At 56.5% G+C, this 22,868-nt stretch carries 21 protein-coding genes and 1 pseudogene; 19 read left to right on the plus strand and 3 right to left on the minus strand.

What is annotated here, in order from left to right; all coding sequences use genetic code 11:
- Positions 1-3 precede the first annotated feature (3 nt).
- From ftsY to livJ, 6 genes are all read left to right on the plus strand, one after another.
- Positions 4-1,461 carry a signal recognition particle-docking protein FtsY gene (gene ftsY / locus EKN38_RS17590; protein WP_014833596.1) on the plus strand — a complete coding sequence of 486 codons (1,458 nt, stop codon included), beginning with the start codon at positions 4-6 and terminating at the stop codon, positions 1,459-1,461.
- A gap of 2 nt (positions 1,462-1,463) precedes the next feature.
- Positions 1,464-2,135, plus strand: coding sequence for a cell division ATP-binding protein FtsE (gene ftsE, locus EKN38_RS17595; protein ID WP_008500091.1), 672 nt, complete (start codon positions 1,464-1,466; stop codon positions 2,133-2,135).
- On the plus strand, positions 2,122-3,177 hold the full coding sequence (ftsX, locus tag EKN38_RS17600; RefSeq protein WP_126522497.1) for a permease-like cell division protein FtsX: 1,056 nt from the start codon (positions 2,122-2,124) through the stop codon (positions 3,175-3,177). The genes ftsE and ftsX overlap by 14 nt, the downstream gene beginning before the upstream one ends.
- A gap of 251 nt (positions 3,178-3,428) precedes the next feature.
- Positions 3,429-4,286 carry an RNA polymerase sigma factor RpoH gene (gene rpoH / locus EKN38_RS17605; RefSeq protein WP_008500093.1) on the plus strand — a complete coding sequence of 286 codons (858 nt, stop codon included), beginning with the start codon at positions 3,429-3,431 and terminating at the stop codon, positions 4,284-4,286.
- A gap of 136 nt (positions 4,287-4,422) precedes the next feature.
- Positions 4,423-5,688, plus strand: coding sequence for a 4-aminobutyrate--2-oxoglutarate transaminase (locus EKN38_RS17610; RefSeq protein ID WP_014833594.1), 1,266 nt, complete (start codon positions 4,423-4,425; stop codon positions 5,686-5,688).
- A 196-nt stretch (positions 5,689-5,884) separates the two neighbouring features.
- Complete coding sequence (gene livJ / locus EKN38_RS17615; protein WP_014833593.1) at positions 5,885-6,985, plus strand: branched chain amino acid ABC transporter substrate-binding protein LivJ; 1,101 nt, start codon at positions 5,885-5,887, stop codon at positions 6,983-6,985.
- Between the two features lie 117 nt (positions 6,986-7,102).
- Here the strand turns inward: livJ and panM are convergent, their stop codons facing one another.
- Positions 7,103-7,486 carry an aspartate 1-decarboxylase autocleavage activator PanM gene (gene panM, locus EKN38_RS17620; protein WP_014833592.1) on the minus strand — a complete coding sequence of 128 codons (384 nt, stop codon included), beginning with the start codon at positions 7,484-7,486 and terminating at the stop codon, positions 7,103-7,105.
- 424 nt (positions 7,487-7,910) lie between these two features.
- Between panM and livK the strand changes: the two genes are divergently transcribed.
- The 10 genes from livK (at position 7,911) to ugpQ (ending at position 17,988) form a co-directional block, all read left to right on the plus strand.
- Complete coding sequence (gene livK, locus EKN38_RS17630; RefSeq protein WP_014833591.1) at positions 7,911-9,020, plus strand: high-affinity branched-chain amino acid ABC transporter substrate-binding protein LivK; 1,110 nt, start codon at positions 7,911-7,913, stop codon at positions 9,018-9,020.
- A 46-nt stretch (positions 9,021-9,066) separates the two neighbouring features.
- Complete coding sequence (livH, locus tag EKN38_RS17635; RefSeq protein WP_013099131.1) at positions 9,067-9,993, plus strand: high-affinity branched-chain amino acid ABC transporter permease LivH; 927 nt, start codon at positions 9,067-9,069, stop codon at positions 9,991-9,993.
- Positions 9,990-11,267 (plus strand): branched chain amino acid ABC transporter permease LivM, encoded by a 1,278-nt coding sequence (livM, locus tag EKN38_RS17640; protein ID WP_014833590.1) that lies wholly within the window; start codon positions 9,990-9,992, stop codon positions 11,265-11,267. Before livH ends, livM begins: the two co-directional genes overlap by 4 nt.
- Positions 11,264-12,031, plus strand: coding sequence for a high-affinity branched-chain amino acid ABC transporter ATP-binding protein LivG (gene livG / locus EKN38_RS17645; RefSeq protein WP_014833589.1), 768 nt, complete (start codon positions 11,264-11,266; stop codon positions 12,029-12,031). Before livM ends, livG begins: the two co-directional genes overlap by 4 nt.
- 1 nt (position 12,032) lies before the next feature.
- Positions 12,033-12,746 carry a high-affinity branched-chain amino acid ABC transporter ATP-binding protein LivF gene (gene livF / locus EKN38_RS17650; protein WP_043951706.1) on the plus strand — a complete coding sequence of 238 codons (714 nt, stop codon included), beginning with the start codon at positions 12,033-12,035 and terminating at the stop codon, positions 12,744-12,746.
- A 266-nt stretch (positions 12,747-13,012) separates the two neighbouring features.
- Entirely contained in the window at positions 13,013-14,329 is a 1,317-nt protein-coding gene (gene ugpB / locus EKN38_RS17655) for a sn-glycerol-3-phosphate ABC transporter substrate-binding protein UgpB (RefSeq protein WP_014833587.1), read from the plus strand.
- Positions 14,330-14,443: 114 nt separating this feature from the next.
- The gene (gene ugpA, locus EKN38_RS17660; RefSeq protein WP_014833586.1) at positions 14,444-15,331 is read left to right on the plus strand and encodes a sn-glycerol-3-phosphate ABC transporter permease UgpA; all 888 of its coding nucleotides are present in this window, start codon (positions 14,444-14,446) and stop codon (positions 15,329-15,331) included.
- Positions 15,328-16,173, plus strand: a complete 846-nt coding sequence (gene ugpE / locus EKN38_RS17665; protein WP_013099125.1) for a sn-glycerol-3-phosphate ABC transporter permease UgpE — start codon at positions 15,328-15,330, stop codon at positions 16,171-16,173. Before ugpA ends, ugpE begins: the two co-directional genes overlap by 4 nt.
- 1 nt (position 16,174) lies before the next feature.
- Positions 16,175-17,245, plus strand: a complete 1,071-nt coding sequence (locus tag EKN38_RS17670; protein WP_014833585.1) for a sn-glycerol-3-phosphate import ATP-binding protein UgpC — start codon at positions 16,175-16,177, stop codon at positions 17,243-17,245.
- Positions 17,242-17,988 carry a glycerophosphodiester phosphodiesterase gene (ugpQ, locus tag EKN38_RS17675; RefSeq protein ID WP_014833584.1) on the plus strand — a complete coding sequence of 249 codons (747 nt, stop codon included), beginning with the start codon at positions 17,242-17,244 and terminating at the stop codon, positions 17,986-17,988. The genes EKN38_RS17670 and ugpQ overlap by 4 nt, the downstream gene beginning before the upstream one ends.
- Here the strand turns inward: ugpQ and EKN38_RS17680 are convergent.
- Positions 17,972-18,349 carry a DUF2756 family protein gene (locus tag EKN38_RS17680; protein WP_014833583.1) on the minus strand — a complete coding sequence of 126 codons (378 nt, stop codon included), beginning with the start codon at positions 18,347-18,349 and terminating at the stop codon, positions 17,972-17,974. The genes ugpQ and EKN38_RS17680 overlap by 17 nt on opposite strands.
- A 122-nt stretch (positions 18,350-18,471) precedes the next feature.
- On the opposite strand from EKN38_RS17680, the gene ggt reads away from it, so the two are divergent.
- Positions 18,472-20,217, plus strand: coding sequence for a gamma-glutamyltransferase (ggt, locus tag EKN38_RS17685; protein ID WP_014833582.1), 1,746 nt, complete (start codon positions 18,472-18,474; stop codon positions 20,215-20,217).
- 54 nt (positions 20,218-20,271) lie between these two features.
- Here ggt and yhhY read toward each other — a convergent pair whose 3' ends face one another.
- Positions 20,272-20,760, minus strand: a complete 489-nt coding sequence (gene yhhY / locus EKN38_RS17690; protein ID WP_014833581.1) for an N-acetyltransferase — start codon at positions 20,758-20,760, stop codon at positions 20,272-20,274.
- A gap of 256 nt (positions 20,761-21,016) precedes the next feature.
- Between yhhY and EKN38_RS17695 the strand changes: the two are divergent.
- Together EKN38_RS17695 and EKN38_RS17700 are read left to right on the plus strand one after the other, a co-directional pair.
- Positions 21,017-22,040 (plus strand): annotated as a pseudogene (locus EKN38_RS17695) (oxidoreductase).
- A 123-nt stretch (positions 22,041-22,163) separates the two neighbouring features.
- Entirely contained in the window at positions 22,164-22,859 is a 696-nt protein-coding gene (locus tag EKN38_RS17700) for a pirin family protein (RefSeq protein ID WP_014833580.1), read from the plus strand.
- Positions 22,860-22,868 lie beyond the last annotated feature (9 nt).

Below are 22,868 nucleotides of genomic sequence, written 5' to 3' on the forward strand. Positions count from 1 at the left end.
CAGATGGCAAAACAAAAAAAACGTGGCTTCTTTTCCTGGCTGGGTTTCGGTGAAAAAGAGCAAGAAACAGAACAGAAAACCGAAGAACAACAAGCCGTTGAAGAGCAGCCTCAGCCTGAAACGCCTGTAGAAACCGCCGCGGTTGTTGAAGCGGAAGAGCATGCGCACAGCAAAGAAGAGACTGAAGCCTTTGCTGAAGAGGTGGTTGAGGTCACCGAACAGGTTCAGGAGAGCGAAAAGCCCGAACCTGTTGTTGAAGCGGTTACTGAAGCGCCGCAGGCCGTTATCGAACATGAAGCGTTGCCGCTGCCGGAAGAGGTAAAAGCGGAGGACGTTTCCCCTGAAGAGTGGCAGGCCGAAGCGGAAACCGTGGAAATTGTCGACGCGGTGGAAGAAGAAGCGGCACATGAGCCGGAGCTGACCGACGAAGAGCTGGAAGCCCAGGCGCTGGCCGCTCAGGCGGCTGAAGAAGCGGTTATCGTCGTGCCGGTGGAAGAACAGGCCGAAGAGGAGATCGTTCAGGAGCAGGAAAAACCGACCAAAGAAGGTTTCTTTGCCCGCCTGAAACGCAGCCTGTTAAAAACCAAAGAAAACTTAGGTTCCGGATTTATCAGTCTGTTCCGCGGTAAAAAGATCGACGACGATCTGTTTGAAGAGCTGGAAGAGCAACTGCTGATCGCGGACGTTGGGGTGGAAACCACCCGTAAGATCATTACCAACCTGACCGAAGGGGCGAGCCGCAAACAGCTGCGCGACGCCGAAGCGCTGTATGGCCTGCTGAAAGACGAGATGGGTGAAATTCTCGCAAAAGTTGACGAACCGCTTAATATTGAAGGCAAAACGCCATTTGTTATTCTGATGGTTGGCGTTAACGGTGTCGGGAAAACCACCACCATCGGCAAACTGGCGCGTCAGTTCGAGCAGCAGGGTAAATCGGTAATGCTGGCGGCGGGTGATACCTTCCGCGCGGCGGCGGTTGAACAGCTGCAGGTGTGGGGCCAGCGCAACAACATTCCGGTGATTGCGCAGCACACCGGTGCGGATTCCGCGTCCGTGATCTTTGACGCCATCCAGGCGGCGAAGTCGCGTAATGTGGATGTCCTGATTGCCGATACCGCAGGGCGTTTGCAGAACAAATCGCACCTGATGGAAGAGTTGAAGAAAATCGTCCGCGTCATGAAGAAGCTGGACGAAGACGCACCGCATGAAATTATGCTGACCATCGATGCCAGCACCGGACAGAACGCCGTCAGCCAGGCGAAGCTGTTCCATGAAGCGGTAGGACTGACCGGGATCACGCTGACCAAACTGGACGGCACCGCGAAAGGCGGGGTGATCTTCTCTGTGGCCGATCAGTTCGGCATTCCTATTCGTTACATCGGTGTGGGCGAGCGTATTGAGGATTTGCGTCCGTTTAAAGCGGACGACTTTATTGAGGCACTATTTGCCCGAGAGGACTAACAATGATTCGCTTTGAACACGTCAGCAAGGCCTATCTCGGTGGGAGACAAGCGCTGCAGGGGGTGACCTTCCACCTGCAGCCAGGCGAGATGGCATTCCTGACCGGCCATTCCGGCGCGGGGAAAAGTACCCTGCTCAAGCTTATCTGTGGGATTGAACGGCCAAGCGCCGGGAAGATCTTTTTCAGCGGCCATGAGATAAGCCGTCTGAAAAACCGTGAGGTGCCGTTCCTGCGTCGTCAGATCGGGATGATTTTCCAGGATCACCACCTGCTGATGGATCGCACCGTTTTCGATAACGTGGCGATCCCGCTGATTATTGCCGGTGCCAGCTATGATGATATCCGCCGTCGCGTCTCTGCGGCGCTGGATAAGGTCGGGCTGCTGGACAAAGCGAAGAACTTCCCGATCCAGCTCTCCGGCGGTGAACAGCAGCGTGTGGGCATTGCCCGTGCGGTGGTGAACAAACCTGCGGTACTGCTGGCGGATGAACCGACCGGTAACCTGGACGACGCCCTCTCTGAAGGGATTTTGCGTCTGTTTGAGGAATTCAACCGCGTTGGGGTGACGGTATTGATGGCGACGCACGACATCGGGCTGATTTCCCGCCGTTCGTACCGCATGCTGACCCTGAGCGACGGGCATTTGCACGGAGGCCACGGTGAACAAGCGTGATGCAATGAACCAGATTCGGCAGTTCGGGAACCGGTTTGACCGTTTCCGTAAGCCGCAGGGTGGCGGTGACGGTAACCGTAATGCGCCGAAGCGGGCAAAAGCCGCGCCGAAGCCAAACTCCCGCAAAACCAACGTGTTCAATGAACAGGTACGCTACGCCTTCCACGGCGCGTTGCAGGATCTGAAAAGTAAACCGCTGGCGACGTTCCTGACGGTGATGGTTATCGCCATCTCGCTGACGCTGCCAAGCGTCTGCTACATGGTCTATAAGAACGTGAATCAGGCGGCGTCGCAGTATTATCCGTCTCCGCAGATCACGGTCTATCTGGACAAAGCGCTCGACGATAACGCGGCGGCGCAGGCGGTCGGGCAAATCCAGGCCGAGAAGGGCGTGGAGAAGGTGAACTACCTTTCCCGCGAAGAAGCGCTGGGTGAGTTCCGTAACTGGTCAGGCTTTGGCGGTGCGCTGGATATGCTCGAAGAGAACCCGCTGCCAGCCGTGGCGGTGGTGATCCCGAAGCTCGACTTCCAGGGGACGGATTCGCTTAATACGCTGCGCGACCGCATCTCTACCATTAAAGGCATTGATGAAGTGCGCATGGATGACAGCTGGTTTGCGCGTCTTGCCGCCCTGACCGGGCTGGTGGGTCGTGTGGCGGCGATGATTGGTGTGCTGATGGTGGCGGCGGTGTTCCTCGTCATCGGTAACAGCGTGCGCCTGAGCATTTTCGCCCGCCGCGACACCATCAACGTGCAAAAGCTGATTGGTGCGACGGATGGCTTCATCCTGCGTCCGTTCCTCTACGGCGGCGCATTGCTCGGTTTTTCCGGCGCATTTCTTTCACTGATATTGTCAGAAATTTTGGTGATGCGGCTCTCCTCCGCCGTGACCGAGGTGGCGCAGGTCTTCGGAACTAAGTTTGATATCAGTGGTTTAGGGTTCGATGAGTGCCTGTTACTGCTGCTGGTTTGCTCCATGATTGGCTGGGTGGCAGCATGGCTGGCGATGGTTCAACATTTACGCCACTTTACTCCCGACTAAGAAAAGCGTGATATAATCTTTCCCTGCACCGAGATGTTCGCTCTGCAGGGAAAGCGTCCCTGTTGTCTCTTCCCCTGTTATCATCTCCATGTCACATTTTGTGCGTAATTTATTCACCGTTGCACCTGGAACTTGTGGATAAAATCACTGTCTGATAAAAGAGTGAATGCTAATCTCGTTGCTCAAACGCTTTGGCATGGTTGTTGCCTGATGGGGACAACCTGGACCAGAAGAAACATTGAGAGGAATGAATGACCAAAGAAATGCAAACTTTAGCTTTAGCCCCTGTTGGTAACCTGGAATCGTATATCCGGGCTGCGAACACCTGGCCGATGTTAACGGCCGAGGAAGAAAAGGAGCTTGCTGAAAAGCTGCATTACCAGGGCGATCTGGAAGCAGCGAAAAAGCTGATCCTGTCTCACCTGCGCTTTGTTGTTCACATTGCTCGTAATTATGCGGGCTATGGCCTGCCGCAGGCGGACTTGATTCAGGAAGGTAACATCGGCCTGATGAAGGCTGTACGTCGCTTTAACCCGGAAGTGGGTGTACGACTGGTCTCCTTCGCTGTGCACTGGATCAAAGCAGAGATTCACGAATACGTGCTGCGTAACTGGCGTATCGTGAAAGTCGCCACGACAAAAGCGCAACGCAAACTGTTCTTTAACCTGCGTAAAACCAAGCAGCGTCTGGGCTGGTTCAATCAGGATGAAGTGGAAATGGTGGCGCGCGAGCTGGGTGTTTCCAGCAAAGACGTGCGTGAGATGGAATCCCGTATGGCCGCGCAGGACATGACCTTTGACATGTCATCTGACGACGATGCGTCCGACAGCCAGCCGATGGCGCCGGTGCTGTATCTGCAGGATAAGACCTCTAACTTTGCTGACGGCATTGAAGAGGACAACTGGGAAGATCAGGCCGCGAACAAGCTGAGCTATGCGATGGAAGGCCTTGACGAGCGTAGCCAGGATATTATCCGTGCCCGCTGGCTGGACGAAGACAACAAGTCCACCCTGCAGGAGCTGGCCGACCGCTACGGCGTCTCCGCTGAACGTGTGCGTCAGCTTGAAAAGAACGCCATGAAAAAACTTCGCGCCGCGATTGAAGCGTAATTTCCGCGAAGTATGACGAGAGCCCCTGGATGCGAATCCGGGGGTTTTGTTTTTTTAACACCCACTCTGGCGAATTTCTCCCCCCTGGCAAACACTTACTGATGCGCTAAGCAGGCGACTTTCTCAGGGGGACAGGGTGAAAAATAACGAACTGAACGACCGGCGTTTACAGGCGACGCCGCGCGGCATCGGCGTGATGTGTAACTTCTATGCCGATAAAGCTGAAAACGCCACGGTGTGGGACGTCGAGGGCAACGAGTATATCGACTTCGCCGCCGGAATAGCGGTGCTGAACACCGGGCATCGCCATCCAAAAATCATTTCCGCCATTGAAAAGCAACTTCACGCCTTCACCCATACGGCGTACCAGATTGTGCCGTACGAAGGTTATGTGTCGCTTGCCGAGCGCATCAACGGGCGCGTGCCGATTGACGGCCCGGCAAAAACCGCTTTCTTCTCAACGGGGGCTGAAGCCGTCGAAAACGCGGTAAAAATTGCCCGTGCGTACACCAGACGCCCTGGCCTGATTACCTTTGGTGGCGCCTTCCATGGGCGCACCTTTATGACCATGGCACTGACCGGGAAAGTCGCACCCTACAAGCTGGGCTTCGGGCCGTTTCCTGGCTCGGTATATCACGCCCAATACCCCAATGAACTGCACGGTGTCAGTACGGCTGAGGCATTAAAAAGCCTGGAGCGTATCTTCAAAGCGGACATTGCCCCGGACCAGGTGGCAGCCATCATTCTTGAACCGGTTCAGGGCGAGGGCGGTTTCAATATCGCACCGGCGGATTTTATGCAGGCCCTGCGCGCCCTGTGCGATACCCACGGTATTTTGCTGATCGCCGACGAGGTGCAAAGCGGTTTTGCACGTACCGGGAAACTGTTCTCGATGGAACACCACTGCGTGAAGCCGGATCTAATCACCATGGCGAAAAGTCTGGCGGGTGGGATGCCGCTCTCGGCGGTATCGGGCCGCGCCGAGGTGATGGATGCACCTGCACCTGGCGGACTGGGCGGTACCTATGCCGGTAACCCACTGGCGATCGCCGCCGCACATGCCGTGCTGGACGTGATTGATGAAGAAGACCTCTGCACCCGCTCGGCGCATCTGGGTCATCACCTGGTGGAAGTGCTGAACAAAGCGAAGGAACACTGCCCGTATATCGCGGATATCCGCGCGCAGGGCTCAATGGTGGCGGTGGAGTTTAACGATCCGCAATCCGGACAACCGTCGCCGGAATTTACCCGTCAGGTGCAGGAGCGAGCCCTGCAGGAAGGCCTTCTGCTTCTGAGTTGCGGCGTGTACGGTAACGTCATCCGCTTCCTTTACCCGCTCACAATCCCTGAAGTGCAGTTCCGTAAAGCGCTGGACATTATTTCTGCGTCGCTGACTCGTTAAAGCCGGAAGCCCGGTGAAATTCCTGCCGGGCTTATCATATATTCATTTCAAATTTGCTATTCCAAAATCATAAAAATGGGGTATGTTTTAGCAGAGTATGCTGAAAAAGCGCGACTGGTATACCTATAACTGAAATAAAGCGCTACACAACAACATCACAATAATCGTAATAACCATAATAATGGGGAATCTCAGGATGAACATGAAGGGTAAAGCGTTACTGGCAGGATGTATCGCGTTGGCATTCAGCACCATGGCGCAGGCCGATATTAAAGTGGCCGTGGTGGGCGCGATGTCCGGTCCGGTAGCACAGTACGGCGACCAGGAGTTTACGGGCGCAGAGCAGGCGGTTGCCGATATTAATGCGAAGGGCGGTATCAAGGGCGAAAAACTGCAGATCGTAAAATATGATGATGCCTGTGACCCGAAACAAGCGGTTGCCGTGGCGAACAAAGTGGTGAACGACGGCATCAAATACGTTATCGGTCACCTGTGTTCCTCTTCCACCCAGCCTGCGTCTGATATCTACGAAGACGAAGGCATTCTGATGATTACCCCGGCGGCAACGGCACCGGAGCTGACGTCACGCGGCTATAAGCTGATCCTGCGTACCACCGGTCTGGACTCCGATCAGGGCCCAACGGCCGCCAAATACATTGTCGAAAAAGTGAAGCCGAAGCGTATCGCGATTGTGCATGACAAACAGCAGTACGGTGAGGGGCTGGCGCGCTCCGTACAGGATAACCTGAAGAAAGCGAATGCTGACGTCGTGTTCTTTGATGGTATCACCGCCGGTGAGAAAGACTTCTCCACCCTGGTGGCGCGTCTGAAGAAAGAGAATATCGACTTCGTATACTACGGTGGCTACCACCCGGAAATGGGCCAGATCCTGCGTCAGGCTCGTGCTGCGGGTCTGAAAACCCAGTTCATGGGGCCGGAAGGGGTGGCGAACGTTTCCCTGTCTAACATCGCCGGTGAGTCTGCGGAAGGCCTGCTGGTGACCAAGCCGAAGAACTACGACCAGGTTCCTGCGAACAAACCTATCGTAGATGCTATCAAGGCGAAGAAACAGGATCCAAGCGGCGCGTTCGTCTGGACCACCTACGCGGCACTGCAGTCTCTGCAGGCGGGTCTGAACCAGTCAGCCGATCCGGCTGAGATTGCCACCTGGCTGAAAGCGAACTCTGTTGATACCGTGATGGGGCCGCTCTCCTGGGATGAGAAGGGCGATCTGAAGGGCTTCGAGTTCGGCGTGTTTGACTGGCATGCCAACGGTACTGCTACTGACGCAAAATAATGCTGGTGCGGGTTGATGCCCTCACCCTAACCCTCTCCCACGGGGAGAGGGGATTACCCGGTTTTCTCCCTCTCCCTTAGGGAGAGGGCCGGGGTGAGGGTATCAGGACGCACAAATCTAGCGCTTCTCCCATCCATTTTTCTGCGCCGTAAACCCTAACGCCTGCATAAACGCCGCCATCACGCTACGGTCCTCCACGCCTACGTCGGCCATCCACCAGGAGGTAATGCTGGGGTTTTCACGGATCACTTCTTCAATCAGGTACTGTCCTACGCCGCGACGACGGGTGACGTCACGCACGCGTAGAGAGTCCAGCGCTCCTTCCGCGCCGCTCAGCGTCACGCGCACAGCCGCCAGCAGGCGCTCGTTGAAGCGCGCGGCGTAAATACGGTGGGTCTCGTCAACGTTGAGCGACGAAGGGGAATATTCCGGCCAGATCTTGCCCAGGTCGATATGATCCTGGTCGCTAAAGGTCACCAGACGAACGATAGTCAGTTTCATTAGCTGCTTGTCCAAATCAAATTGAGTAGAGGCAGTGTACTCAATTTAATCGCTCAGCGGCTTCCTCTTTTTATTCCCGTTTGCCAGGGGATTAGTTTTTTGCCAGCGCGAAGTGCAGTTTGAAAACACATGGATCGAAAAATAAGCAGAATTTTAACCTGAATGGCAGTGATTTATTCGGCGCTTTGTACCGTTATTTTATGCTGCAAACTGCACTTTTATTTGTTTATCTCTGCCTGATTTCAGAATATTATCTTTGCTTAATCGCCTGAAAAATAGAGATTTTAGTCTGGTTTTTGATAAAAACCTGCGCTAAACCATTAAAGGCACTGGTAAAAATAGCGTTGTGCATTAAAAGTACAGAATGCTTTTTAACCATAATAAAACAAAATATATACACGACATCACGAATGGGGATTCAGAGATGAAAAGGAACGCGAAGACGTTAATCGCGGGCATGGTTGCATTGTCTCTCTCGCATGCAGCTATGGCGGAAGAGATTAAAGTTGCGGTGGTCGGTGCCATGTCCGGGCCTGTTGCCCAGTGGGGGGACATGGAGTTCAACGGCGCACGTCAGGCAATTAAAGACATCAACGCCAAAGGCGGCATCAAAGGCGACAAGCTGGTGGGCGTGGAGTACGACGACGCCTGCGATCCAAAACAGGCCGTCGCGGTGGCGAACAAAATCGTGAACGATGGCATCCAGTATGTGATCGGCCATCTGTGCTCATCATCCACTCAGCCAGCGTCTGATATCTACGAAGACGAAGGTATTCTGATGATTACCCCCGGTGCCACCAACCCGGAGCTGACCCAGCGCGGCTACCAGCACATTATGCGTACAGCCGGTCTGGACTCCTCCCAGGGGCCAACCGCGGCGAAATACATCCTCGAGACGGTTAAACCGCAGCGCATTGCCATTATTCATGACAAACAGCAGTACGGCGAAGGCCTGGCGCGTTCTGTTCAGGACGGGCTGAAAAAAGGTGGCGCAAATATTGTCTTCTTCGACGGGATTACCGCGGGTGAGAAAGATTTCTCCGCGCTGATCGCCCGTCTGCAAAAAGAGAATATCGACTTTGTTTACTACGGTGGTTATTACCCGGAAATGGGCCAGATGCTGCGCCAGGCGCGCTCGGTCGGTCTGAAAACCCAGTTCATGGGGCCAGAAGGCGTGGGTAACGCCTCCCTGTCTAACATCGCCGGTGATGCCGCTGAAGGCATGCTGGTGACGATGCCAAAACGCTATGACCAGGATCCGGCGAACAAAGCTATCGTAGAGGCGCTCAAGGCGCAGAAGAAAGATCCAAGTGGTCCGTATGTCTGGATCACCTACGCGGCCGTGCAGTCTCTGGCCACCGCGCTGGATCGTACCGGCAGCAAAGAGCCGCTGGATCTGGTGAAAGATTTAAAAGCACACGGGGCGAACACCGTGATTGGGCCGCTGAACTGGGATGAGAAAGGCGATCTGAAGGGATTTGAATTTGGTGTCTTTAAGTGGCACGCCGACGGTTCGTCTTCGGCCGCCAAATAATTATCCCACCGCCCGGACCGCCGGGCGGGTATAAAAAGGTTTGCATATGTCCGAGCAGTTTCTCTATTTCCTGCAGCAGATGTTTAACGGCGTCACGCTGGGAAGCACCTACGCGCTGATTGCCATTGGCTATACGATGGTGTACGGCATTATCGGCATGATCAACTTCGCCCACGGCGAGGTGTACATGATCGGTAGCTACGTCTCCTTTATGATCATCGCCGCGCTGATGATGATGGGTATCGACAGCAGCTGGCTGCTGGTCGCCGCCGGTTTTGTCGGCGCGATTGTGATTGCCAGCGCCTACGGCTGGAGCATCGAGCGGGTGGCCTACCGGCCGGTACGCAGCTCCAAACGTCTGATTGCCCTCATCTCCGCGATTGGGATGTCTATCTTCCTGCAAAACTACGTCAGCCTGACCGAAGGCTCGCGCGACGTGGCGTTGCCAAGCCTGTTTAACGGCCAGTGGATCGTCGGCGCCAGCGAAAACTTCTCTGCCTCCATCACCACCATGCAGCTGGTTATTTGGGTGGTGACCTTTATTGCGATGCTCGCCCTGACGCTCTTCATCCGCTACTCCCGCATGGGACGTGCCTGCCGCGCCTGCGCGGAAGATCTGAAGATGGCGAGCCTGCTCGGGATCAACACTGACCGGGTAATTGCCCTGACCTTTGTGATCGGCGCAGCGATGGCGGCGGTGGCGGGTGTTCTGCTCGGCCAGTTCTACGGCGTGATTAACCCGTACATCGGCTTTATGGCCGGGATGAAAGCCTTTACCGCGGCAGTTCTGGGCGGTATTGGCAGTATTCCTGGCGCGATGATTGGCGGCCTGATTCTGGGCGTGGCAGAAGCGCTCTCCTCAGCGTATCTGAGTACCGAGTATAAAGATGTGGTCTCGTTTGCCCTGCTGATTCTGGTTCTGCTGGTGATGCCTACCGGTATTCTGGGTCGTCCGGAGGTAGAGAAAGTATGAAACCGATGCATTTTGCAATGGCGCTGCTCTCTGCCGCCATGTTCTTCGTGCTGGCGGGCGTCTTTATGGGCGTTCAGTTAGAGCTGAACGGCACAAAGCTTGTGGTCGACACCGCCGCTGACATTCGCTGGCAGTGGGTCTTTATCGGCACCGCCGTGGTGTTCCTGTTCCAGCTGCTGCGTCCGCTGTTCCAGAAAACGCTGAAAGGCGTCTCGGGACCGAAGTTTGTCCTGCCGGCTATCGACGGCTCCACCGTGAAGCAGAAGCTGTTCCTTGTGGCGCTGCTGGTGGCTGCGGTGGCGTGGCCGTTCGTGGTCTCGCGCGGCACGGTAGATATCGCCACCCTGACCATGATCTACGTTATTCTGGGTCTGGGCCTGAACGTGGTAGTAGGGCTCTCTGGCCTGCTGGTACTGGGCTACGGCGGTTTCTACGCCATCGGCGCGTATACCTTTGCGCTGCTCAACCACTATTACGGCCTCGGCTTCTGGACGTGCCTGCCGCTGGCGGGGCTGGTCTCTGCCGCTGCAGGTTTCCTGCTTGGCTTCCCGGTGCTGCGCCTGCGCGGTGACTACCTGGCGATTGTGACCTTAGGCTTCGGCGAAATCGTCCGTATCCTGCTGCTCAACAATACCGAGGTGACCGGCGGCCCGAACGGCATCAGCCAGATCCCGAAACCAACCTTCTTTGGTCTGGAGTTCAGCCGTACCGCCCGTGAAGGCGGCTGGGATACCTTCAGCAACTTCTTTGGCGTGAAGTATGATCCGTCCGACCGCGTTATCTGGCTCTACATGGTGGCGCTGCTGCTGGTGGTCATCACGCTGTTCGTGATTAACCGCCTGCTGCGTATGCCGCTGGGCCGTGCGTGGGAAGCGCTGCGTGAAGATGAGATCGCCTGCCGCTCCCTGGGCCTCAACCCGACCCGCATTAAGCTGACCGCGTTCACCATCAGCGCCGCGTTCGCCGGTTTTGCCGGCACGCTGTTTGCCGCGCGTCAGGGCTTTGTCAGCCCGGAATCGTTCACCTTTGCCGAATCCGCCTTTGTGCTGGCGATTGTGGTACTCGGCGGGATGGGTTCGCAGTTTGCCGTGATCCTCGCTGCCATTCTGCTGGTGGTCTCGCGCGAACTGATGCGCGACTTTAACGAATACAGCATGCTGATGCTGGGTGGTTTGATGGTGCTGATGATGATCTGGCGTCCGCAGGGTCTGCTGCCGATGACCCGTCCACAGCTGAAGCTGAAGAACGGGCAAGCGAAAGGAGAGCAGGCATGAGTCAGCCATTATTATCCGTTAACGGTCTGATGATGCGTTTTGGCGGCCTGCTGGCGGTCAACAATGTGAATCTGGATCTGCACAAGAAAGAGATCGTCTCCCTGATTGGCCCGAACGGCGCGGGAAAAACCACGGTCTTTAACTGCCTGACCGGTTTCTACAAGCCGACGGGCGGCACCATCATGCTGCGCGACCAGCACCTGGAAGGGCTGCCGGGCCAGCAGATTGCCCGCATGGGCGTGGTGCGTACTTTCCAGCACGTGCGTCTGTTCCGCGAGATGACGGTGATTGAGAACCTGCTGGTGGCGCAACACCAGCAGCTGAAAACCGGTCTGTTCTCCGGCCTGCTGAAAACGCCGGCCTTTCGCCGGGCGCAGAGCGAAGCGCTGGATCGTGCGGCGACCTGGCTAGACCGTATCGGCCTGCTGCCGCACGCCAACCGTCAGGCAAGTAACCTCGCCTACGGTGATCAGCGTCGCCTTGAGATCGTGCGCTGCATGGTAACGCAGCCGGAAATCCTGATGCTCGATGAACCCGCTGCGGGCCTCAACCCGAAAGAGACCAAAGAGCTGGACGAGCTGATTGCTGAGCTTCGCGATCATCACGACACCACTATCCTGCTGATTGAGCACGATATGAAGCTGGTGATGGGCATTTCAGACCGTATCTACGTGGTGAACCAGGGTACGCCGCTGGCAAACGGCACGCCGGAAGAGATCCGCAACAATCCGGACGTGATCCGCGCATACCTGGGTGAGGCATAAGATGGAAAAAGCGATGTTAACGTTTGACAAGGTCAACGCCCACTACGGCAAGATCCAGGCGCTGCACGACGTCAGCCTGCATATCAATCAGGGCGAAATCGTCACCCTGATTGGGGCTAACGGCGCGGGCAAAACCACGCTGCTCGGTACCCTGTGCGGCGACCCGCGCGCCACCAGCGGGCGGATTGTGTTTGATGGTAAAGACATCACCGACTGGCAGACCGCCAGGATCATGCGTGAAGCGGTGGCGATAGTCCCTGAAGGGCGTCGCGTCTTCTCGCGCATGACGGTGGAAGAGAACCTGGCGATGGGCGGCTTCTTTGCTGACCGCGACCAGTATCAGTCCCGTATCAAGTGGGTGTACGAACTCTTCCCGCGCCTGTGGGAGCGTCGTATTCAGCGTGCGGGCACCATGTCCGGCGGTGAGCAGCAGATGCTGGCGATCGGCCGCGCGCTGATGAGCCAGCCGCGCCTGCTGCTGCTGGATGAACCGTCGCTGGGTCTTGCGCCAATCATCATTCAGCAGATCTTCGACACCATCGAGCAGTTGCGTAAAGAGGGGATGACCATCTTCCTCGTCGAGCAGAACGCCAACCAGGCGCTGAAGCTCGCCGATCGCGGTTACGTGCTGGAGAACGGCCACGTGGTGCTTGAGGATACCGGCGATGCGCTGCTGGCGAATGAAGCGGTGCGGAGTGCGTATTTAGGCGGATAGGTAAAAGCAAAATGGCAACGCACGTTGCCATTTTTAGTGTTTTCTCCCTCTCCCTGTGGGAGAGGGCCGGGGTGAGGGCATCAGACCGCACCCCACCACACCCAACCACCCACCCAAACCCCTTCACACAACCATCATCCCGCTGACCTTTTGTTGTCACTTATCTGTAAACAAAAAGTTATTTTTCTGTCATTCGAGCATGTCATGTTACCTCGCGAGCATAAAACGCGTGATATCGCGCATCCGGCACAATAAGAGAGATGACAATGACATCGTTACGACACACAGCTTTGGGTCTGGCACTGGGTCTGGCTTTTGCGACGAACGCAATGGCTGTGACGACCATTCCGTTCTGGCATTCCATGGAAGGGGAGTTGGGTAAAGAGGTTGACTCCCTGGCGCAGCGTTTCAACGACACCCATCCGGATTACAAAATTGTGCCGGTGTACAAAGGTAACTACGAGCAAAGCCTGAGCGCGGGCATTGCCGCCTTCCGTACCGGTAACGCCCCTGCGTTGTTACAGGTTTATGAAGTGGGTACCGCGACCATGATGGCCTCCAAAGCCATCAAACCGGTCTATGAAGTGTTCAAAGAGGCGGGGATCAACTTCGACGAATCCCAGTTTGTACCGACCGTAGCGGGTTATTACACCGATTCTAAAACCGGTCACCTGCTGTCTCAGCCGTTTAACAGCTCGACGCCGGTGCTGTACTACAACAAAGACGCCTTTAAGAAAGCCGGTTTAGACCCGGAGCAGCCGCCAAAAACCTGGCAGGATCTGGCGGAGTACACCGCGAAGCTGAAAGCGGCGGGAATGAAGTGCGGCTACGCCAGCGGCTGGCAGGGCTGGATCCAGATTGAAAACTTCAGCGCCTGGCACGGCCTGCCGGTGGCCACCAAAAACAACGGTTTCGACGGCACCGACGCGGTACTGGAGTTCAACAAGCCAGAGCAGGTGAAGCACATCACACTGCTGGAAGAGTTGAACAAGAAGGGTGATTTCAGCTACTTCGGACGTAAAGACGAATCCACCGAGAAGTTCTACAACGGTGACTGCGCCATTACCACCGCCTCGTCCGGCTCGCTGGCGGATATCCGTCACTATGCCAAATTCAACTACGGCGTGGGCATGATGCCGTACGACGCAGACGTGAAAGGCGCGCCGCAGAACGCCATCATCGGCGGGGCGAGCCTGTGGGTGATGCAGGGTAAAGACGCCGGCACCTACAAAGGGGTGGCCGAATTCCTCGACTTCCTGGCGAAACCTGAAAACGCCGCCGAATGGCACCAGAAAACCGGCTACCTGCCGATCACCAAAGCTGCCTATGACCTGACCCGCGAGCAGGGCTTCTACAGCAAGAATCCGGGCGCGGATATCGCGACGCGTCAGATGCTGAACAAGCCACCATTGCCGTTCACCAAAGGGCTGCGTCTGGGCAACATGCCGCAGATCCGTACCATCGTCGATGAAGAGCTGGAAAGCGTGTGGACCGGGAAGAAAACACCACAGCAGGCGCTGGATTCAGCGGTAGAGCGCGGGAATCAGCTGCTGCGCCGCTTTGAGCAGTCGACCAAATCGTAATTAAAACCTTACCCCTCACCCCGGCCCTCTCCCCAAAGGGGAGAGGGTGTAATAATCCCCTCGCCCCTTTGGGGGAGAGGGTTAGGGTGAGGGGAAACCAACCCGAGCAAACCTATGTCATCATCCCGTCCGGTGTTTCGTTCCCGCTGGCTGCCGTACCTGCTGGTCGCGCCTCAGCTGGTCATCACCGTTATCTTCTTTATCTGGCCTGCGGGCGAAGCGCTGTGGTATTCGGTACAAAGCGTTGATCCCTTCGGGCTCTCCAGCCAGTTTGTCGGGCTGGACAACTTTACCGCGCTGTTCCACGACAGCTACTACCTGGACTCCTTCTGGACGACGATGAAGTTCAGCGCACTGGTCACCGTGAGCGGCCTTGTCGCCTCGCTGTTCTTCGCCGCGCTGGTGGATTACGTGGTGCGCGGCAGCCGTCTGTATCAGACCCTGATGCTGCTGCCCTACGCCGTGGCGCCAGCGGTCGCCGCCGTGCTGTGGATCTTCCTGTTTAACCCCGGTCGCGGGTTGATTACCCATTTCCTGGCCGAACTGGGCTACGACTGGAACCACGCCCAGAACAGCGGCCAGGCGATGTTCCTGGTGGTGTTCGCCTCGGTGTGGAAGCAGATCAGCTACAACTTCCTGTTCTTCTTTGCCGCGCTGCAGTCCATTCCTCGTTCGCTGGTGGAAGCCGCCGCGATTGATGGCGCAGGCCCGATCCGCCGCTTCTTCAGGCTGTCGCTGCCGCTGATTGCTCCGGTGAGTTTCTTCCTGCTGGTGGTGAACCTGGTGTATGCCTTTTTCGACACCTTCCCGGTCATCGACGCGGCCACCGCCGGTGGCCCGGTGCAGGCCACGACGACGCTGATTTATAAAATCTACCGCGAAGGGTTTGCCGGTCTGGATCTCTCGGCTTCCGCCGCGCAGTCCGTTGTGCTGATGTTCCTCGTCATCATCCTCACGGTGGTGCAGTTCCGCTATGTCGAAAGTAAGGTGCGCTACCAATGATTGAGAACCGTCGCGGGCTGACGATTTTCAGCCATACCATGCTGATTCTGGGGATTATCGTCATCCTCTTTCCGCTGTACGTGGCCTTTGTCGCCGCCACGCTGGACACCAAAGCGGTGTTTGATACGCCGATGACGCTGATCCCAGGCACGCATCTGTTCGAGAACATGAAAACCATCTGGACCCAGGGCGTGGGGGCCAACAGCGCGCCGTTCTGGCTGATGATGCTCAACAGCTTCATCATGGCGTTCGGCATTACGGTAGGCAAAATCACGGTGTCGATGCTCTCTGCCTTCGCCATCGTCTGGTTCCGCTTTCCGCTGCGCAACCTCTTCTTCTGGATGATTTTCATCACCCTGATGCTGCCGGTGGAGGTGCGTATCTTCCCGACGGTGGAAGTGATCGCCAACCTGAAAATGCTCGACAGCTACGCGGGCTTAACCCTGCCGCTGATGGCGTCTGCGACCGCCACCTTCCTGTTCCGCCAGTTCTTTATGACGCTGCCGGACGAGCTGATTGAAGCCGCGCGCATTGACGGCGCCTCACCGATGCGCTTTTTCCGCGACATCGTGCTGCCGCTGTCGAAAACCAACCTCGCGGCGCTGTTTGTGATCACCTTTATCTACGGCTGGAACCAGTACCTGTGGCCGCTGCTGATTATTCAGGACGTCAACCTCGGCACCGCCGTGGCGGGCATCAAGGGCATGATCGCCACCGGCGAAGGCACCACCCTCTGGAACCAGGTGATGGCGGCGATGCTGCTCACCCTTATCCCCCCGGTCGTTATCGTTTTAGCCATGCAGCGTGCGTTTGTGCGTGGTTTAGTAGACAGTGAGAAATAAGATGGCAGGTTTAAAACTACAGGCAGTGACCAAAAGCTGGGATGGCAAAACCCAGGTGATTCAGCCGCTCACCCTCGACGTGGCGGACGGGGAGTTCATCGTCATGGTCGGCCCGTCCGGCTGCGGCAAATCCACGCTGCTGCGCATGGTGGCCGGGCTTGAGCGCGTGACGTCCGGCGATATCTGGATTGACCGCCAGCGCGTGACCGAGATGGAGCCCAAAGACCGCGGCATCGCGATGGTGTTCCAGAACTACGCCCTCTATCCGCACATGAGCGTGGAAGAGAACATGGCCTGGGGGCTGAAAATCCGAGGCATGGGCAAGGGGCATATCGAGGAGCGGGTGAAAGAGGCGGCGCGCATTCTGGAGCTGGATGGCCTGCTTAAGCGCCGTCCGCGCGAGCTCTCCGGCGGCCAGCGCCAGCGCGTGGCGATGGGGCGTGCCATTGTGCGCGATCCGGCGGTGTTCCTGTTCGATGAACCGCTCTCTAACCTCGACGCCAAGCTGCGCGTGCAGATGCGTCTGGAGCTGCAGCAACTGCATCGCCGTCTGAAAACCACCTCCCTGTACGTGACCCACGATCAGGTCGAAGCCATGACCCTCGCCCAGCGGGTGATGGTGATGAACAAAGGCGTTGCCGAGCAGATTGGCACGCCGGTGGAGGTGTACGAAAAACCGGCCAGCCGTTTTGTGGCGAGTTTTATCGGCAGCCCGGCAATGAACCTGCTGGAAGGGCGGATCAGCAGCGCGGGCACCCACTTTGAGCTGGAAAGCGGGATGGCATTACCCATCAACTGGTACTATCGTGGCTACGCCGGGCGTAAGATGACGCTCGGTATCCGCCCGGAGCATATCGGTTTAACCTCTCAGGCGGACGGCGGCGTGCCGCTGGTGATGGACACGCTGGAGATGTTGGGTGCAGATAACCTGGCGCACGGACGCTGGGGCGAGCAAAAAATGGTGGTGCGTCTGCCGCATCAGGAACGCCCGAAAGCAGGCAGCACGCTGTGGCTGCATCTGCCGGAAAATCACCTGCACTTATTTGACGGTGAAACAGGACAACGAGTATGAGCAACTGGCCTTATCCCCACATCGTCGCCCACCGTGGCGGCGGTAAACTGGCGCCGGAAAATACCCTGGCGGCAATTGATGTTGGCGCACGCTACGGCCACACGATGATTGAGTTCGACGCCAAGCTGTCGAAAGACGGCGAAATTTTCCTGCTGCATGATGACAACCTCGAACGCACCAGCAACGGCTGGGGCGTGGCGGGGGAACTGCCGTGGCGCGATCTGCTGAAGGTGGATGCCGGAAGCTGGTTCAGCGGCGAGTACAAAGGCGAACCGCTGCCGCTGCTGGCGGAAGTGGCCGACCGTTGTCGTCAACACGGGATGATGGCCAACATCGAAATCAAACCGACGACCGGTACCGGGCCGCTCACGGGCAACGTGATTGCGCTGGCCGCACGCGAGCTGTGGGAAGGCATGACGCCACCGCTGCTGTCGTCATTTGACATTGATGCCCTTGAAGCGGCACAGGCTGCGGTGCCGGAGCTGCCGCGCGGGCTGCTGCTGGACGAGTGGCGCGAGGACTGGCGTGAGCTGACCACCCGCTTAGCGTGTGTCTCTATTCATCTCAATCATAAGCTGCTGGATGAGGCGCGGGTGAAGATGCTGAAAGCGGCGGGGCTGCATATTCTGGTGTATACCGTCAACAAACCCCAGCGTGCGGCTGAGCTGCTGCGCTGGGGGGTGGACAGCATCTGTACCGATGCGATTGACCTGATCGGCCCGGACTTTAGTTCTGCGGATTAAGCATACTGCCATTCGACTGCGACGGCAGCATATGCTGCTGTCCGCTGCCTGAAGAACTCATCCCCCCTAACATCCCGCCGTTTTTATTCGGCAGCGGCTGCTCGCGCATTTGCCCCTGCTGCACGCGCTGGGTGTTAGTGTTCATCTGATTTTGCAGGCTCTGCTGCTGCAGTCGGGTCTGCGTGTTCAACTGCTGATTCAGCATCCCTTTTTGCTGTTGCTGCTGGCTCATCATCTCTGTCTGCATACGCTGCTGGCTCGGAATGACATAGCCCGGCTGGTTAGGGTTATTCATCGTATTGAGTGGCTGTGCAAGTGCGGCAAACGGGAGCAACGCCGTCAGAATAAGTAAGCGTTTCATTGTCATCTCCTTCTGTGAGGTTTCTCTTAAGTTTACCCTGAATTCACCATGACGATGATTTTTTAGGAGTTGTGAACCAGGCTTAAGCGGGGAATATGGCTCCCTTCACCTGGAGAACAATAATGATGAAACCAACCCTTTTGCGCTGGGTCGCCATCGCTGCGCTGATGGCAGGCGGTACATTTAGCGTGGCGGCTAACCCGCCAGCGGCACCTCCGGTCTCTTATGGCGTGGAGGAAGATGTGTTTCATCCCGTGCGGGCAACCCACGGGATGGTGGCCTCGGTGGATGCGCTGGCAACGAAAGTGGGCGTCGATATTCTCAAACAGGGCGGTAATGCGGTGGATGCCGCGGTGGCGGTCGGCTATGCGCTGGCGGTAACACACCCGCAGGCGGGGAATCTCGGCGGTGGCGGCTTTATGATGCTGCGCACCAAAGACGGAAAGACGACGGCTATCGACTTCCGCGAAATGGCGCCTGCTCAGGCCTCCCGCGATATGTTCCTTGACGATCAGGGCAACCCGGACAGTAAAAAATCGCTGACCTCGCACCTTGCGTCCGGCACGCCGGGCACCGTTGCGGGCTTCTCGCTGGCGCTGGAAAAATACGGCACGATGCCGCTGAACAAAGTGGTCCAGCCTGCCATTAAGCTGGCGCGCGACGGCTTTGTGGTGAATGACGCCCTGGCCGATGACCTTAAAACCTACGGCAGTGAAGTCATTCCGAACCATGAAAACAGCAAGGCGATCTTCTGGAAAGGCGGAGAGCCGCTGAAGAAGGGCGATAAGCTGGTGCAGAAGAACCTTGCCAAAAGCCTGGAGCTGATTGCGGAGCATGGCCCGGACGCCTTCTACAAAGGGGCGATTGCCGACCAGATCGCCGAAGAGATGCAAAAAAACGGCGGGCTGATCACCAAAGCGGATCTGGCGGAGTATAAGGCGGTGGAGCGCGAGCCGATTAGCGGCACCTACCGCGGCTATGAGGTCTTCTCCATGCCGCCGCCGTCCTCCGGCGGGATCCACATTGTGCAGATCCTCAACATTCTGGAAAACTTCGATATGCACAAGTTTGGCTTCGGCAGTGCCGATGCCATGCAGGTGATGGCCGAGGCGGAAAAACGCGCCTATGCCGACCGCTCGGAATACCTTGGCGACCCGGACTTTGTGAAGGTGCCGTGGCAGGCGCTGACCAACAAAGCGTATGCCAAATCCATTGCCGATCAGATCGACATCAATAAGGCTAAGCCGTCGAGCGAGATCCGCCCTGGCAAGCTGGCACCGTATGAAAGTAACCAGACCACCCACTTCTCGGTGGTGGATAAAGATGGTAACGCGGTGGCGGTGACCTATACGCTCAATACCACCTTTGGAACCGGGATTGTGGCGGGCAACAGCGGCATTCTGCTGAACAACGAGATGGATGACTTCTCTGCCAAACCGGGTGTGCCGAACGTCTACGGGCTGGTCGGTGGCGATGCCAACGCGGTGGGGCCGAAGAAACGTCCGCTGTCGTCGATGTCACCGACCATTGTGGTGAAAGATGGTAAAACCTGGCTGGTGACCGGTAGCCCGGGCGGCAGCCGGATTATCACCACCGTGCTGCAGATGGTGGTGAACAGTATCGACTTTGGTATGAACGTGGCGGAGGCGACCAACGCCCCACGCTTCCATCACCAGTGGCTGCCGGATGAGCTGCGCGTCGAGAAGGGCTTTAGCCCGGACACCCTCAAACTGCTGGAGCAGCGCGGACAGAAGGTAGCGGTAAAAGAGGCGATGGGCAGCACCCAGAGCATTATGGTGGGGCCGGATGGGGCGCTGTTTGGCGCATCAGACCCGCGGTCGGTGGATGATTTAACGGCGGGGTATTAATCTGTTGTGTAATTCCCTCTCCCGGTGGGAGAGGGTTAGGGTGAGGGCAACAAACTACTTCATTCGCGCCATATAATACGCATCCACATACTCGCCGTTGCGCAGGGCATAACGCTTGCCTGTGCCTTCAATCTCAAATCCGTGTTTTTTGTACACCGCAATCGCCGGCTCGTTATCGACAAACACCGTCAGCTCAATGCGGTCAACGCGCAGCCAGTTATCGCACATATCAATCATGGTGCGCATCAGTGCGCTGGCAACGCCCCGGTTTTGCCACTGCGCGCCTACACAAATCCCAAAATCAGCCACATGGCTGCGGCGTGGGCGTTGCGCGACAGCGATGCACAGATGCCCGGTGACATTACCGTCTATACAGGCGACCAGCTGCTTAATGCCGGGCTGGTCGGTGAGTCGTTCTTGCCACATTTGCTCAGACGGATGAGGAACCTGTAGTGTGTTGTGGTACACCTCCGGTTGGGCGTGGATCTGACGAATGGCGTCATAATCTTTCGGTTCCGCATGGCGTATCACTATCTCACTCATTCCTTGTTCCTCAGTCAGTTAAACATCCCTTCCAACATCAGTGACTTTGAAATTTGAGTCAACCGCTATTTTTTGCAAAAAGTATTGGACAAGTGCGAATGAGAATTATTATTATTGCTCTGCATTCAGGAAGACCACTACGGGAACCTGAAAGCACGACATTGCTCACATTGCTTCCAGTATTACTTTAGCCAGCTTTTAGCTGGCTTTTTTTTTGTTATGGTAAGACCCAGTAACCTTCCAAAAGGGCTGAGCCATGACACTACATTGCGCATTTATTGGATTTGGTAAAAGTACGACCCGCTATCACCTTCCGTATGTTCTCAACCGTAAAGACAGCTGGCATGTGGCGCATATCTACCGTCGCCGCGCGAAGCCAGAAGAGCAGTCCCCGCAGTATTCCCACATCCATTTCACCAGCGATCTGGATGAGGTGCTTAACGACCCGCAGGTTAAACTGGTCATCGTCTGTACCCATGCCGACAGCCATTTTGACTATGCGAAACGCGCGCTCGACGCGGGTAAAAACGTGCTGGTCGAAAAACCTTTCACCCCGACCATTGCCGAAGCGAAAACCTTGTTCGCGCTGGCGAAGAGCAAAGGGCTGACCGTCACGCCGTATCAGAACCGCCGCTTTGACAGCTGTTTCCTGACGGCGAAAAAGGCGATAGAAAGCGGCAAGCTCGGCGACATCGTGGAAATGGAAAGCCACTTCGACTACTACCGCCCGGTGGCGGAAACCAAACCCGGCCTGCCGCAGGATGGCTCTTTTTATGGCCTGGGCGTGCACACCATGGATCAGATCATGCCCGGACCACGTGGCGTATGACATCCGTAGCCTGCGTAACAAAGCCAACCCGGACGATACTTTTGAAGCGCAGCTGTTCTACGGCGACCTGAAAGCCATCGTCAAAACCAGCCATCTGGTGAAAATCGACTACCCGAAATTTATCGTTCACGGCACGAAAGGTTCGTTTATCAAGTACGGTATCGATCAGCAGGAGACCAGCCTGAAGGCCAATATCATGCCGGGTGAGCCGGGCTTTGCGGCGGATGATTCGGTTGGCGTACTGGAGTATGTGAACGCAGAAGGTGTGACGGTCAGAGAAGAGCTTACGCCAGAAACCGGCGACTATGGCCGCGTCTACGACGCGCTGTATGCAACCCTTACCCGCGGTGCGGCAAATTACGTCAAGGAATCTGACGTTCTGACTAATCTCGAAATCCTTGAACGGGCCTTCGAACAGGCTTCTCCTGCCACGGTAACCCTTGCGAAATAAGCAAAAAAGGCTCCTCTGTACTTGTTCATAATTTTTGAACAGAGGAGTCAATTTTCACCCTCTATGATCCCAGGCGGTTTGCGTCCACACTTACTCCATCGAAACGAACTGAGGGTGAAAACAATGATCTACTTACGCAAAGCAAACGAACGTGGTCACGCGAATCATGGCTGGCTGGACTCATGGCATTCATTCTCGTTTGCCGACTACTACGACCCGAACTTCATGGGCTTCTCCGCACTGCGCGTGATTAACGATGACGTGATTGATGCAGGCCAGGGCTTCGGTACCCACCCGCATAAAGACATGGAAATCCTGACTTATGTGCTGGAAGGGGCGGTTGAGCACCAGGACAGCATGGGCAATAAAGAGCAGGTTCCGGCGGGCGAGTTCCAGATCATGAGCGCGGGTACCGGTGTACGTCACTCCGAGTACAACCCGAGCAAAACGGAAAAACTGCACCTGTATCAAATCTGGATCATTCCAGAAGAGACCGGCATCACGCCGCGCTACGAACAGCGCCGCTTTGACGCCAAACAGGGCAAACAGCTGGTGCTCTCACCGGATGCGCGTGAAGGTTCGCTGAAAGTGCATCAGGATATGGAGCTTTACCGCTGGGCACTGGCGAAAGACGAACAGTCTGTACACCAGATCGCCGCAAACCGCCGCGTCTGGATCCAGGTGGTGAAAGGTGACGTGTCCATCAACGGCACCAAAGCGACAACGGCGGATGGTCTGGCCATCTGGGATGAGCAAGCGCTCTCCGTGCATGCCGACAGCGAAAGTGAAATTCTGCTGTTTGATCTGCCACCGGTGTAATAAATCATA

The sequence above is a fragment of the Enterobacter sp. WCHEn045836 genome, assembly GCF_003965585.1.
GTDB lineage: Bacteria > Pseudomonadota > Gammaproteobacteria > Enterobacterales > Enterobacteriaceae > Enterobacter > Enterobacter dissolvens.